The 14,830-nt window shown below is 37.2% G+C and carries 13 protein-coding genes and 1 other annotated feature (1 of these 14 only partly in view); of the genes, 10 read left to right on the top strand and 3 right to left on the bottom strand.

Annotated features, from left to right (window positions below; translation table 11 throughout):
• Window positions 1-105: 105 nt before the first annotated feature.
• Window positions 106-864 carry a prolyl oligopeptidase family serine peptidase gene (locus tag BMZ04_RS02115; protein ID WP_093264560.1) on the top strand — a complete coding sequence of 253 codons (759 nt, stop codon included), beginning with the start codon at window positions 106-108 and terminating at the stop codon, window positions 862-864.
• A gap of 48 nt (window positions 865-912) precedes the next feature.
• Window positions 913-1,221: a metal-sulfur cluster assembly factor gene (locus tag BMZ04_RS02110; protein ID WP_093264556.1), complete on the top strand. Its 309-nt coding sequence runs from the start codon at window positions 913-915 to the stop codon at window positions 1,219-1,221.
• Between the two features lie 124 nt (window positions 1,222-1,345).
• Here the strand turns inward: BMZ04_RS02110 and BMZ04_RS02105 are convergent, their stop codons facing one another.
• Entirely contained in the window at window positions 1,346-2,041 is a 696-nt protein-coding gene (locus BMZ04_RS02105; protein ID WP_093264553.1) for a Crp/Fnr family transcriptional regulator, read from the bottom strand.
• A 154-nt stretch (window positions 2,042-2,195) separates the two neighbouring features.
• Between BMZ04_RS02105 and BMZ04_RS02100 the strand changes: the two genes are divergently transcribed.
• Window positions 2,196-4,322 (top strand): ATP-dependent Clp protease ATP-binding subunit, encoded by a 2,127-nt coding sequence (locus BMZ04_RS02100; protein WP_093264550.1) that lies wholly within the window; start codon window positions 2,196-2,198, stop codon window positions 4,320-4,322.
• 351 nt (window positions 4,323-4,673) lie between these two features.
• Here the strand turns inward: BMZ04_RS02100 and BMZ04_RS02095 are convergent, their stop codons facing one another.
• Window positions 4,674-4,862 carry a YjzD family protein gene (locus BMZ04_RS02095; protein ID WP_093264544.1) on the bottom strand — a complete coding sequence of 63 codons (189 nt, stop codon included), beginning with the start codon at window positions 4,860-4,862 and terminating at the stop codon, window positions 4,674-4,676.
• A gap of 166 nt (window positions 4,863-5,028) precedes the next feature.
• Here BMZ04_RS02095 and BMZ04_RS02090 point away from each other — a divergent pair, with 166 nt between their 5' ends.
• The 7 genes from BMZ04_RS02090 (at window position 5,029) to BMZ04_RS02060 (ending at window position 13,418) form a co-directional block, all read left to right on the top strand.
• Window positions 5,029-5,964, top strand: coding sequence for a beta-ketoacyl-ACP synthase III (locus tag BMZ04_RS02090; protein WP_093264539.1), 936 nt, complete (start codon window positions 5,029-5,031; stop codon window positions 5,962-5,964).
• A 30-nt stretch (window positions 5,965-5,994) separates the two neighbouring features.
• Window positions 5,995-7,230 (top strand): beta-ketoacyl-ACP synthase II, encoded by a 1,236-nt coding sequence (fabF, locus tag BMZ04_RS02085; RefSeq protein WP_093264534.1) that lies wholly within the window; start codon window positions 5,995-5,997, stop codon window positions 7,228-7,230.
• Window positions 7,231-7,632: 402 nt separating this feature from the next.
• On the top strand, window positions 7,633-8,646 hold the full coding sequence (locus BMZ04_RS02080; protein WP_093264528.1) for an ABC transporter ATP-binding protein: 1,014 nt from the start codon (window positions 7,633-7,635) through the stop codon (window positions 8,644-8,646).
• Window positions 8,643-9,590 (top strand): ABC transporter ATP-binding protein, encoded by a 948-nt coding sequence (locus BMZ04_RS02075; protein WP_093264525.1) that lies wholly within the window; start codon window positions 8,643-8,645, stop codon window positions 9,588-9,590. Before BMZ04_RS02080 ends, BMZ04_RS02075 begins: the two co-directional genes overlap by 4 nt.
• Before the next feature lies 1 nt (window position 9,591).
• A complete protein-coding gene (gene opp4B / locus BMZ04_RS02070) occupies window positions 9,592-10,554 on the top strand; it encodes an oligopeptide ABC transporter permease (RefSeq protein ID WP_093264521.1) in 963 nt (320 codons plus the stop codon).
• Between the two features lie 32 nt (window positions 10,555-10,586).
• On the top strand, window positions 10,587-11,492 hold the full coding sequence (locus tag BMZ04_RS02065; RefSeq protein ID WP_093264516.1) for an ABC transporter permease: 906 nt from the start codon (window positions 10,587-10,589) through the stop codon (window positions 11,490-11,492).
• 69 nt (window positions 11,493-11,561) lie between these two features.
• Window positions 11,562-13,418: an oligopeptide ABC transporter substrate-binding protein gene (locus BMZ04_RS02060; RefSeq protein WP_093264511.1), complete on the top strand. Its 1,857-nt coding sequence runs from the start codon at window positions 11,562-11,564 to the stop codon at window positions 13,416-13,418.
• Between the two features lie 245 nt (window positions 13,419-13,663).
• Here the strand turns inward: BMZ04_RS02060 and trpS are convergent, their stop codons facing one another.
• Entirely contained in the window at window positions 13,664-14,650 is a 987-nt protein-coding gene (gene trpS, locus BMZ04_RS02055; protein ID WP_093264506.1) for a tryptophan--tRNA ligase, read from the bottom strand.
• Between the two features lie 160 nt (window positions 14,651-14,810).
• Window positions 14,811-14,830 (bottom strand) — a binding site (T-box leader) (it continues 195 nt past the right edge of the window).

The following is a 14,830-nucleotide window of genomic DNA, read 5'->3' as shown; positions in this document are numbered from 1 at the left end:
GTATCGTGTTCCCATAAGAAGGTCAAAATGTATAGTCTATGCTTTTTGTAAATTTTGAATTGCTTTGTTAGAATAATAATATATACAAAAAGGTGGGTGAAGTAAATGATTGTACAACATGAATTATGGCGAGACATTCCTTTATTACATATTTATCATGAAGAAACGCAAAATAATGCACCAATCGTTCTTTTTCTCCATGGTTTTGAAAGCGCAAAGGAACATAATCTCCATTATGCCTATCAACTAGTGCACGAAGGATGTCGTGTCATTTTACCAGATGCTCATTTACACGGAAATCGAGATGAACAATTAGACCAAGTCGAGATAAGCCTACGTTTTTGGGAAACGGTATTAACTTCTATTGAAGAAGTGGGCATTTTACAAGAAGAGCTGCTAAAACGTGGCTATTTAACTAACCAGAAAATCGGGATTGCTGGTACCTCCATGGGTGGTATCACAACGCTTGGTTGCTTAACTACTTATCCTTGGATAGATGCTGCGGTTATCTTAATGGGAACTCCCGGTTATGTGGAGCTAGCGAAAGCACAGATGGAACAAGTGGAGCAAAAAGGCTTCCAAATACCATTAAACGCCGAAGAACGAAAAAATATGCTCGATACTTTAGCAACGTTCGATGCAACAAACCAAATGGAAAAACTAAAAGGTAAGCCGCTGTTTTTCTGGCATGGCGAAAAGGATCCAGTCGTACCTTTTGCACCTACTGCTCACTTTATAAAAGTATTTGAAGAAGAGTATGGCGATCAATCAATCGAATTCGTGAAAGAAAAATCAGCAGGACATGCTGTATCGCGCAAAGGAATGTTAGCAGCGACGAAATGGTTAGCAAACAGTTTGGCATAAATACACTTGTTTGTTATGATGAATGAAAGTAATAAAGGAGGATTTTAAATGGATCAAGATATGAAAGACAGCATGATGGCTGCACTCGAAAATGTTATTGACCCTGAGTTAGGCGTTGATATTGTCAATTTAGGTTTAGTATATGATGTAGATTTGACGGAAGAAGGTACGGCTAACGTTACAATGACATTAACTTCTATCGGATGCCCAATGGGACCGATGATTGTAGATCAAGTAAAAACAGCACTTGGTGAATTACCAGAAGTTAAAGAAACAGATGTAAACATCGTCTTCAATCCACCATGGTCAAGAGAAAATATGTCAAGATACGCAAAAATCGCTCTAGGTATTAGATAAATAGAAAAAGCGCAAGGCATCTTATAGATCGCCTTGCGCTTTTTTATGGGAAGAATCCAAAGAGCAACCAACCCCCAAATAAAAAAGCACTCTTCAAATGGCAAACGCATGGAAAGTGCCTTATTTAATCTATGCGACAAATATGTAATGGACAATTGTCGCATTCTACTTCAGTTCGTAAAAAATGTAGATCATGTATGGTAATAATCCCTTTAACAAAAGAAATGATACCAAGCTTTTTTAAATCATTTAGCATACGATTAACTACTTCTCGACTCGTTGCACAAAAATTTGCTAGTTCTTGATTTGTTAAGGCATAGTCGATTACTATGCTACCGTCCTTTTGTTCTACACCATATGTATTAGAAAGACGAATGAGCGTAGAATAGAGAGCACCTTTTTTGCCGTGCAACAATAAGTCTCTAAAGCGAGTTTCATTTTTTAAATTATGTGTTTGAATAACTTTCATCCATTCCATTATGAGTAACGAAGAGGAAGATATAAGTTTTTCGAGTTGATCTCGAGGTATTACTAGTAACTGAGTGGGTTCATTCGTGTGTGCCGAAACAGAATGATAAATAACTTCGCAAAAAACAGAAGTTTCCCCGATAAAAGTTTTTGGGCCAGCAATACGTATCGTTAACATTTGACCACTTTCTGTATCTTTCGTTATTCGGACAGAACCCGACTGAATAAGATAGACATCCTCCGAACGTTCTCCTTCTAGGAAAACAGGGCGATTTTTTTCTATTTTATGTTTGGAACCAAATTGCTCAAATAATGAATAAATACCTTGGGGTGTTGAAGTATGAACGTTCATATTAAATCACAACCTTCCCATCGATATGATAATAATAGCATATTCACTATATGTATCGAGTTAAAATCACTTTTCTTTACAAATTTCACAAAAGGATATTATAATTATATTAGTCAAAGAAGGTCAAACAATTTCAGGGAGGAGACGTTTGGTTATGCAAATGAAACAAACAGATGAAAAAAGCCCTTTAGAAACGTACGGACGTAATCTAGTTACTGCAGTGAAAGAAGGGAAAATGGATCCAGTTATTGGACGAGACCAAGAAATCCGAGACGTCATTCGAATATTATCTAGAAAAACGAAAAACAATCCAGTGCTGATCGGTGAACCAGGTGTTGGGAAAACGGCGATTGTGGAAGGATTAGCACAACGAATTGTTCGAAAAGACGTACCGGAAGGATTAAAAGAAAAAGAAATTTTCGAGCTAGATATGAGCTCACTTATTGCTGGTGCGAAATATCGTGGTGAATTCGAAGAGCGTTTGCAAGCTGTCTTAAAACAGGTAAAAGAAAGCGAAGGGCAAATTATTTTATTCATCGACGAAATTCATACGATTGTCGGTGCTGGTAAAACAGATGGCGCAATGGATGCGGGCAATATGTTAAAACCGATGCTCGCTCGCGGTGAACTGCATTGTATCGGTGCTACGACATTAGATGAATATCGCATGTATATAGAAAAAGATCCTGCACTCGAAAGACGATTTCAACAAGTATTAGTTCGAGAACCTTCTGTTGAAGACACCGTTTCTATTTTGCGCGGGTTAAAAGAACGCTATGAGTTACATCACGGTGTCCGCATTCACGACCGTGCCATCGTTGCAGCGGCGGAACTTTCGAATCGATATATTACAGAACGATTTTTACCCGATAAAGCAATTGACCTTGTAGACGAAGCGTGCGCAATGATTCGAACAGAAATCGATTCGATGCCACAAGAGCTCGATGAAGTAACAAGAAAAATGATGCAATTGCAAATTGAAGAACAAGCTCTCATGAAAGAAAAGGATGCAGCAAGTCAAAAACGCTTAGAAATTTTACGTGAAGACTTAAAAGAACTGGAGCTATCTTCTAGTGAAATGCGCAACAAATGGACGGAAGAAAAAGAGTCTATTCAAGTAATTCAACAAAAACGAGAAGAATTAGACCGTTATCGTAGAGAATTAGAAGACGCGGAAAATAAATATGATTTAAACAAAGCAGCGGAACTACGCCACGGTAAGATTCCGACACTAGAAAAAGAACTACATGCTTATGAGAAACAAGTAAATGAAGACTCGAGCACTAGATTACTCCGTGAAGAAGTAACCGCAGAAGAAATTGCTTCAATCGTTTCTAGATGGACAGGAATTCCAGTGACGAAGCTTGTAGAAGGGGAACGTGAAAAACTGCTCCGTTTAAATGAGACGCTAGGAGAAAGAGTAGTAGGTCAGGACAAAGCGGTTCAATTAGTTACAGAAGCGGTTTGGCGTGCAAGAGCAGGCATTAAGGATCCACATAAACCAATTGGTTCTTTCTTATTTTTAGGACCTACTGGCGTAGGGAAAACGGAACTAGCGAAGTCGCTTGCTGCCAATTTATTTGATTCGGAAGAGCATTTTATTCGGATTGATATGTCCGAGTATATGGAAAAGCACAGTGTGTCTAGACTTGTAGGAGCTCCTCCTGGATATGTTGGCTATGAAGAAGGTGGCCAATTAACGGAAGCAGTACGAAGAAATCCATATTCGGTCGTATTACTGGATGAGATTGAAAAAGCCCATCCAGATGTTGCGAATATTTTATTGCAATTAATGGATGACGGAAGAATTACAGATAGCCAAGGTCGAATCGTAAACTTTACAAATACAATTGTTATTTTAACTTCCAATATCGGCTCCCAATATTTAGCGAGTACAACAGGTGTAGTTGGTGAAGAGGAAGAGGCACTAGTAATGACCGCTCTACGTGAACATTTCAAGCCCGAGTTATTAAATCGTATGGACGATATTATTATGTTCCACTCTCTAACTACGCATCATTTTGAAAAAATCGCAGCGAAATATGTGAAACAGCTACAAAATCGATTGCTTGAGCAAGAAATCACTCTGCAGGTCGAAGATTCGGTTATTAAATGGATTGTAGATGAAGGAACGGATGCCGCGTTTGGAGCAAGACCATTGAAACGATTTATCCAACGTCATTTGGAAACTGCCGTAGCAAAACTGTTGATCGGAGGTACCATCCTTCCAGGTGGAACAGTAGTTGCTTTAGTAGAAGATGGGGAATTATTTCTTAGATAAGAAAGTCGTTCAGTCTATCTGCTAAGTTGATTTCCGCTCCAATCAATAAAAATTGCTATTACTCATAGTATATAAGTGATAAATAAGACGATTAAACTTATGAAAATCTAGTTAAAGCAAAGGCATCCTCTCTCCAAGCACTAATAAATGCACAACAATTTAATGTTATTACACAAAATAAAGGCAAATCGCAAGTTAGACATCACGAACCGTAACTTCAACGTATAGAATCGCAAGATACACATTTCGAATCGCAAGAACCTTCTCACCCGCGGTTCTTTATTAAAATTAATAACATGTTATATTTTCAGCAAAAATAAAAACAGCTCCCTATGCAGGGAGCTGTTTTTTTTAGTGTTGTTCTTTTGGAAGTGGATCGTTTGGAATGATCGCTGTAATGATAAAGATCATAATAGCAACTGGTACTGACATGATAAGTCCATGATTAAATACAAATGGTACCGCTTGTACAGAACTTACTACATAATTAAGCATAGAAACTAAAATAGCTGACCAAACAAATGTCATAATATATTGCATGTAATTTCACCTCAGAAGCTAATTTTTACTATCTGTATCATACCATAACAAAAGACTTTTCAAAAGAATATTTGAATTATGAAAGTCTATTGTTGAAAATTGTACATAAATTAGTTATTATTATTACCAGGTACTAATAATAGATTATAAGAAAAGGGGAACTTTCATGAATGCAGGAATTATTGGGTTAGGAACATACTCACCTGAAAAAATATTGACAAATGAAGACCTTGAAAAAATGGTAGATACTTCTGATGAATGGATTCGAACAAGAACTGGTATAGAAGAAAGAAGAATAGCTGGAGATGATCAAAATACATCTCACTTAGCATTTGAAGCAGCAAAAGAAGCGATTAAGGATGCAGGAATTTCACCTGAACAAATTGGACTTATCCTAGTTGCAACTGTGACACCGGATACACCGTTTCCAAGTGTTTCCTCCATGCTACAAGATCAATTAGGTGCAACAAATGCTGCAGCGATGGATGTTTCGGCAGCTTGTGCAGGATTTATATACGGATTAGTTACTGCAAAACAATTTGTAGAATCTGATACTTACTCACATGTACTTGTTGTAGGAGTAGAAAAACTTTCTAAAATTACGGATTGGGAAGATCGTAATACTGCAGTATTATTCGGTGACGGAGCAGGAGCAGCGGTAGTTAGTAAAGTTTCAGAAGGTCGCGGTATTTTATCATTCGAGCTAGGAGCTGCAGGTAGCGGTGGAAAACATTTATACCAAGAGGGTCCACATTTAATGATGAATGGTAGAGAAGTGTTCAAATTTGCTGTAAGACAAATGGGTGAATCTGCCGTTAATGTGATAGAAAAAGCGGGTCTTTCCAAAGAAGATATCGATATGCTAATCCCTCATCAAGCGAATATCCGTATCATGGAAGCATCGAGAGAAAGATTAGGATTACCAGAAGAAAAGATGTCTAAAACAATTCATAAGTATGGGAATACCTCTTCTGCTTCCATTCCACTTTCATTAAAAGAAGAAGTGGTTAACGGGAAAGTAAAAGAGGATGATGTCCTCGTAATGGTTGGTTTTGGTGGCGGTTTAACTTGGGGCGCTATTACGTTAAAATGGGGAAGATAAATAAATAACTGCGAGAAAGGATGAATATTCATGACGAAACGTAGAGTTGTTGTAACAGGAATAGGCGCTGTTACACCGCTTGGTAACGATATAGAGACAACTTGGTCTGGTATTAAAGAAGGTAAGTCAGGCGTAGGTATGCTTACAAGACTAGATGCAAGTCAGTTCTCAGCAAAAGTTGCAGCGGAAGTGAAAGACTTTGATATAGAGAAATATATTGAAAGAAAAGAAGCGCGTAAAATGGATCGTTTCACGCATTATGCACTTGCTGCTTCTATCATGGCAGTGGAAGATGCTAATTTAACGATTACGGAAGAGGTAGGTCTTCGAACTGGTGTATGGATTGGTTCTGGTATTGGTGGAATGGAAACATATGAAAATCAGTTCCGTACATTTTTAGAAAAAGGAGCTCGTCGTGTTAGTCCGTTTTTTGTACCGATGATGATTCCAGATATGGCTGCTGGTCAAGTATCTATTCATTTTGGTGCAAAAGCGATAAATTCATGTTCGGTTACTGCATGTGCTTCCGGTACAAACTCGATTGGAGATGCATTTAAAGTAATTGAGCGCGGAGACGCGGATGTGATGATAACAGGTGGAGCAGAATCACCTATTACGCATATGTCCGTTGCAGGATTTTGTTCAAATACTGCACTTACATTGAACACTGATCCTAAAACGGCATCTAAGCCATTTGATGCGAACCGTGATGGATTTGTTATTGGAGAAGGTGCAGGAATTATCATTTTAGAAGAGTATGAGCATGCAGTTGCTCGTGGAGCAAAAATTTATGCAGAAATTATCGGCTATGGCTCTACAGGAGATGCACATCATATTACAGCTCCAGCACCAGGAGGAGAAGGTGCTGCGCGTGCGATGCAACAAGCAATTGATGATGCAGGTATAAACCCAGAGCAAGTTGATTATATCAATGCGCACGGAACAAGTACTCCATACAATGACCAGTTTGAAACAATGGCCGTGAAATCTGTTTTTACGGAACATGCATATAAACTTGCGATGAGTTCCACAAAATCAATGACTGGTCACTTGTTAGGAGCAGCTGGTGGAGTAGAAGCAATCTTTACGGTGCTCGCATTAAAAGAAGGTATTTTACCACCAACGATCAATTTAGAAACGCCGGATCCAGAATGCGATCTAGATTATGTACCGAACGTTGCAAGAACAGCAAATCTTGAATATGCCATGAGTAACTCCCTAGGATTTGGCGGACATAATGCAAGTATTTTATTTAAAAAACTATAAAAACATATCAAAAGCATTTCCAAGTTAAAATTTGGAAATGCTTTTTTGTTTACATTTTAATTTGTTGAGTTGAAGTACTAGTTTAGTAGAGTTTTAGCGTGTTAATGAATATTTTTTTGATATAATATGTCGAAAAATGATAGATCATTCATAAATTAAAATAAATTTTAAAATCATTTAGGACAAGCTAAAACCATTGAAAATACTAGATATTCGACCTATTTACAGTTTTCTGAAAAGAGTAAAAAAAGGGAATTAGCAAAAAATAATTATTGCGATTGTAAAGATATTGTAATAGACTTTGTAATTAAGGTAACAAAACTGAAAAGTGTAACAATTTAATAGTTAAGTAATTTTCAATGTTTAAGGGGAAATAATCGATTGCATGAAAGGAGAATTACTTTGAACAGCACAGAGCAACTTTTATCGATTAATAACTTACATACAGGTTTTCGGATAAAGGATACATATTTTGATGCAGTCGATGGTGTATCTATTTCACTTAAGAGAAATGAAATACTTGCCATTGTTGGTGAGTCAGGGTGTGGAAAGTCAACATTAGCCACATCTATAATTGGACTTCATGATCATAACAAGACGAGAGTAGAAGGAGAAATCATTTATAAAGGTATCAATCTTGCAAAATTGGATGAAGAGAAGTTTAACAAAGTCCGCGGCGAAGAAATCGGAATGATTTTCCAAGATCCACTTTCTGCATTGAATCCGTTAATGCGAATTGGCCATCAAATTGAAGAGGGATTAGCCTTTCATACAAAAATGACTAAAGAGCAACGAGATAAACGTGTTTTAGAATTGTTAACACAAGTTGGAATTTCCAATCCGGCGCGTATTGCGAAACAATTTCCACATCAATTGTCAGGTGGAATGCGACAACGGGTTATTATTGCAATTGCTATTTCCTGTAAGCCAAATATAATCATTGCAGATGAACCAACAACAGCTCTAGATGTTACGATTCAAGCACAAATTTTGGATTTGTTAAAAGATTTGCAAGCAGAAACTGGAGCAGGAATTGTTTTAATAACGCATGACTTAGGAGTTGTAGCAGAGGTTGCAGACCGAGTTGCCGTTATGTATGCTGGCCAAATTATAGAAGAGGCAACAGTTGAGGGATTATTTACAAATCCGTTGCATCCATATACACGTTCGCTGTTCAACTCGATCCCACAAATGAATAGCGAGAATGAAAAGCTGCAAGTAATTCAAGGAATTGTTCCATCTCTAATAAATTTACCAAGAACAGGATGTAGATTTTCCACGCGTATACCATGGATTTCAGAAGGGATGCACGAAGAAAATCCAACGATGCACGAAGTTTCTCCGGGTCATCTAGTTAGATGTACTTGCTGGCAGCACTTTCATTTCGAAAGTGAAGAAGGAGGAATCACACGATGAGTTTTATGCAGATTAATGACTTAAAAGTATATTATCCAATTCGTGGTGGATTTTTTAACACAGTAGTAGACCAAGTAACAGCGGTAGATGGTGTTACCTTAGAATTTGAAAAAGGAAAAGCGTATGGCTTAGTTGGTGAATCGGGATGTGGAAAATCTACGACTGGTAAATCGATTATTGGCTTAGAAAAAATTACGTCTGGCAGTATTATCTACGAAGGGCAAAATGTTACACATAATCGTAGAGGGCGTGGGTCTTCTTACAATCGGGATATACAGATGATTTTCCAAGATGCTAATTCTAGTTTGAATCCACGTAAAAGAGTGCAAGACATTATCGCAGAGCCAATTCGGAACTTTTTGAAACTTTCACCGGATGAGGAAAAGCGTAAAATCAATGAATTACTTGCAATTGTTGGGATGAATGAAGATGCAAAATTGAAGTATCCGCATGAGTTCTCTGGGGGGCAAAAGCAACGTATTGGAATTGCACGAGCAATAGCTTGTAATCCAAAACTCATTATTGCGGATGAACCGGTATCCGCACTAGATCTTTCCGTCCAAGCACAAGTATTAAATTTTATGAAAGATATTCAGCAAGAATTTGGACTGAGCTATTTATTTATTTCGCATGATCTAGGGGTAGTGAAGCATATGTGTGACCATATATCCATCATGTACAAAGGACGCTTTGTTGAATCTGGAAGTCGTAAAGACATTTATACAAATCCACAACATATTTATACGAAACGATTACTATCAGCAATACCGGATGTGAATCCAATAGGGCGAGAAGAGCGAAAAAAGGAACGAATCGAAGTAGAAGCAAATTATGCTGCAAATCATAAAAATTACTATGATGAAACCGGGAAAGTATATGATTTAAAAAAATTATCCACAACACATTTTGTAGCGATGAGTGCTCACGAGAAAGGGGGCATTTAACATGTGGAAAACAATTATTAGACGAATATTAATCATGATTCCCCAATTATTTGTTCTAAGTTTATTAATCTTTATCATGGCTAAGCAAATGCCAGGAGACCCTTTTACAGGTATGATTACTCCGGAAACAGATCCAGCACGTGTCGAAGAGCTTCGTGAAAAGGCCGGTTTAAATGATCCATGGTATGAGCAATATGTAAACTGGATTGTGAATGCAGCACAAGGGGATTTAGGGAAAAGTTACACATATAAAATACAAGTATCAACATTAATTGGAGAACGTGCGTTAAATACATTTTGGTTATCGTTAGTTAGTGTCATTTTGTTATATTTAATCGCCATTCCACTAGGTGTGTTAGCGGGACGATATCAAGAGACTTTTCTAGATAAGATCGTCGTCTTGTATAGCTTCGTCACATATGCAATTCCAACATTTGTTTTAGCGTTAATCTTTTTATTTTTATTTGGTTACCAACTTCACTGGTTCCCAACAGTAGGTAGTGTCGATATAAAATATGATCCAGGAACATTTGGTTACTTATGGAGTAAGCTTTACCACATGCTCCTACCAGCTATTACCACTGCGTTATTAGGAACAACAAGTGTTATTCAGTATTTACGTTCTGAAGTTATTGATGCAAAGTCACTTGATTATGTACGAACTGCTCGAAGCAAGGGGATTCCAGTTAGTAAAGTGTATTCTCGTCATATTTTTAGGAATTCATTACTTCCTATAGCAGCTTTCTTAGGATTTACGATTACTGGATTATTAGGTGGATCCATTTTCATCGAAACAATTTTTGGTTATCCGGGGATGGGACAGTTATTTATATCGTCTCTTTCATCACGTGACTACAGTGTGATTACCGCGCTTGTAATGTTGTATGGCTTCTTAGCGTTATTAGGTAGTCTACTGTCCGATATCATCATGAGTATTGTTGACCCAAGAATAAGGATAGAATAGGCGAACTAAATGTTAAGGAGAGGAGTATAAGTATGGTGAAAGAAGCGACGGTCAACGGTAAAAAAGTAGAAACAAACTCTCCTCCAACGGGTATGCAAGTTATTTTCAGAGAGTTTAGTAAAGATAAATTAGCCATGTTTTCACTGATCTCATTAGTAGTAGTAATTATAGGAGTCTTTATATGGGCATGGTTTATTGATCAAGAAACGTTAATGCGTGTAAGTTTACGAGATAAATATGCAGCACCTGGAGAAAAGTTCTTTCTAGGAGCGGACCAAGGTGGAAAAGATATTCTAGGGCAGTTAGTGATCGGTGCTAAAAATTCAATTAGGATTGCGATTGCAATCACTTTAATTACAGGTGTTTTTGGTATTATTGTCGGCTTAGTTTGTGGTTATTTTGGGGGCTGGATTGATAATATGTTTATGCGTATTATCGACTTTTTCATCACCATTCCGTCTTTAATGATCATTATCGTATTTGTTACCATCGTACCTAAATATACTGTAAATACTTTTATTTTGATCATGAGTTTATTTCTTTGGACCAGTACTGCGCGTCTTGTCCGGAGTAAAGCATTATCAGAGAGTAGACGGGATTATGTCAATGCTTCAAAAACGATGGGAACTCCGGGTATTTTGATCATATTTAAAGAAATTATGCCCAATTTAAGCTCAATATTAATTGTTGAGTTGACGTTAAACTTTGCAGGAAATGTTGGTATTGAAACGGGTCTCTCTTATCTTGGATTCGGCTTGCCACCTCAAACGCCGAGTTTAGGTACATTAATAAGCTATGCAAATAACCCACTCGTATTACAGGATAAATGGTGGGTTTGGTTACCTGCATCGATTTTCATCTTGTTAATGATGTTAGGAATAAACTACGTTGGGCAAGCGTTGCGCCGTTCGGCAGACGCGAAACAACGTTTAGGTTAACTAATTTTGGTATTAAACGCATGGACGTTTGATATATATGAAATTGAGAGTAAAAAGGAGGAAAAGAAAATGAGTAAAAAACTTTGGGGATTACTAGCATTGTTACTAGCATTTATGCTTATACTTGCTGCTTGTAACGATGGAGAAGAAACTACTGGTACAGATGACGGAACAAAAACAGAAGAGGCTACTCCTGAAGAAGGTACAGAGGAAGAAGCGGAAGAGCCAGCTGCAGAAGATTCGGATGCATTATTCCCATTAGCCGTTGATAACGATGGAACAGCTATTTCTGGTGGTACTTTAAATGTAGCTATGTCAAAAGATGAGCCTTTCCAAGGTATCTTCTCATATGTATTGTATGAAGATGCTTATGATGATGAGATTATGAAATATGCATCTAATTCATTATTCACAACAGATGGAGATTTCTTGATAACAGATGAAGGTATTGCGAGTATGGAAGTAGATCAAGATAATAATAAAGTATTAGTAAAAATTCGTGAAGGTGTAAAATGGTCTGACGGTGAACTACTGAAAATTGAAGACTTAATCCAACCTTATTTAATTATTGGACACAAAGATTACACAGGTGTTCGCTATGATGTAGATTTCCAAAACATTATCGGTGCCGTTGAGTACCATGAAGGTAAAGCAGACACAATCTCAGGACTAAAGAAAATTGACGAGACAACTTTAGAAATGTCATTTAATAAATTATCACCGGCAATCTTTAGCGGTGGAGACGGACTCTGGGGTTACGCAGAACCAAGTCACATTATTAAAGATATTCCAATTGCAGAGTTAGTTGAATCGGATGCAGTACGTAAAAACCCAGTAACATTAGGGGCATTCAAGTTTGATAAAATCGTACCAGGAGAATCTGTTCAATTAGTAGCGAATGAACACTACTGGCAAGGTAAACCAAAATTAGACAGCGTTATAATTAAGGTTGTACCTACAAGCTCTATTTCAGTAGCTTTACAACAAGGAGAGTATGATGTTGCTATTTCATTTAGTGCATCGAAAATGGAAGAAATTAAAGACTTTGATAATATCGAGGTATTAGGTCGTCAAGAACTTTACTATGCTTACCTAGGATTTAAATTAGGTAAATACGATTTTGAAAATAGCGTAGTTGTGACAGATGTGGAAGGTTCAAAAATGGGCGACGTTAAATTGCGTCAAGCAATGGGATATGCACTTGATGTAGAGCAAGTAGCAGAAGTTTTTTATAACAACTTACGTGAACGTGCGAACTCACTTATCCCACCAGTATTTGCATCTTTCTATGATGAATCTTTAGAAGGCTATACGTATGATCCAGATAAAGCAGCTGCATTATTAGATGAAGCAGGTTTCAAAGATGTAGATGGCGATGGCATCCGTGAAGACAAAGAAGGAAAGCCTTTTGAGATCAAATTTGCAACAATGTCCGGCGATGATATTGCAGAAGATATTACGCAATTCTATTTACAAAACTGGAAAGATGTTGGTTTAAATGTAACGTTAACTACAGGACGTACAATCGAATTCAACAGCTTCTATGATAAAGTACAAGCGGATGATCCAGAAATCGATATTTTCATGGCGGCATGGGGTACAGGTACAAACCCATCACCAGCAGGTTTATATTCTAAAACAGCAGAATATAATTTCAGTCGCTACTCTTCTGATTTCTTAGAGGAAACACTAACAAATATTGACTCACCAAAAGCATTTGACGCTGATTACCGTGCGGAACAATTCCGTGCATGGCAAGAATATATGGCTGAGCAGGCGCCAATTATTCCAACTATGTATCGTTATGAGTTAGTACCAGTAAACAAACGTGTGAAGAACTGGAGTATTGACTATACGAATGAATCTCATGACAATTTACAAGACGTTGAATTAGTTTCTGATACTGCAGTTAAATCTACAAAATAATAATAAAAAAAACCGTTCCTAGACGAAAGTTTAGGAACGGTTTTTCATATGGTTTAAGAAGGATGTGATACATATGCGAATTCTATTGTTCTTAATCAGTTATGGAATAGCAGTAATTAGCTGCTCCCACTTAGTACTATTCTTAAACTTTTTATCTTTAGGTTATTCATTGAGTTCTGTACTCGTGTACATGCTTCAAACGAAGGAATTTATTATGCTTTGTGCATCATTTGTAGCTTTAACTATTATCGTCTTCTTCCGAGGCCCATTGCGGCTTCCATCTTAGCTAATGTTGCATTTGCTAATGTATTTGCTTTTTCTGCTCCGTGATCTAAAATGTCGTCGAGCTCAGATGAGTTTAATAATTCTTCATATCTCGCTTGAATTGGAGCTAGGTGATCAATAATAACTTGAGCAACAGATGCTTTAAAATCTCCATAACCTTTTCCTTCGTATTTTTGTACAAGTGCTTCTACGGATACGTCAGTCAAAGCTGCTTCAATAGTAAGTAAATTCGAAACACCTGGTTTATTTTCAAGGTCAAATGCAACAATTCCTTCAGAATCCGTTACAGAACTTTTTATTTTCTTTTCGATTTCTTTTGGTGTGTCGAGTAAGCGGATCGTCGCTTTATTATTAGGATCTGATTTACTCATCTTCTTCAGTGGGTCTTGTAACGATTTAATACGTGCTCCGTTTTTCGGAAGTTGGATATCAGGAATTGTCAGTACTTCACCGTATTTCTTGTTAAATCTTTCCGCCAAATCACGTGTCAATTCCACATGTTGTTTTTGGTCGTCACCAACAGGTACGATATCCGATTGGTATAAAAGAATATCTGCGGCCATTAATGGTGGATACGTTAATAATGCTGCTGAAACTGCTTCTTTTCCGGTTGATTTGTCTTTGAATTGTGTCATTCTTTCTAACTCACCGATATAAGAAATACATTGCATAATCCATCCGGCTTGCGCATGTGCTGGAACCTCGGATTGGATAAATAATGTGGACTTATTTGGGTCAATTCCTACTGCAATATACAATGCTGCAAGGGAACGAATATGACTACGTAGTTCTTCGGGATCTTGCGGTACCGTGATCGCATGTTGATCCACAATGCAAAATACGCATTCATAATCGTCCTGCAAAGCGGTAAACTGTCTAAATGCTCCAATATAATTGCCTAACGTAATAATTCCTGTTGGCTGTACGCCTGAAAAAATTTTCTTCATGTTTCTTCCTCCTTAAATAAATGGCTAGGTTAAACAATACTGTTAATTTCCATTGCAGACGAACAATTTACACTACAATCAATTAAAAAGTAAAAATTAACAGTAAAATATAACACAGCTAATAAAATCTAAAACATTAAAAAAACATCATGCATCCCTAAAAAGGGACGAATGATGTAA

It is taken from the genome of Psychrobacillus sp. OK032, assembly GCF_900111345.1.
Taxonomy (GTDB): Bacteria; Bacillota; Bacilli; order Bacillales_A; family Planococcaceae; genus Psychrobacillus.
This window is presented reverse-complemented; position numbering and strand designations above follow the sequence as displayed.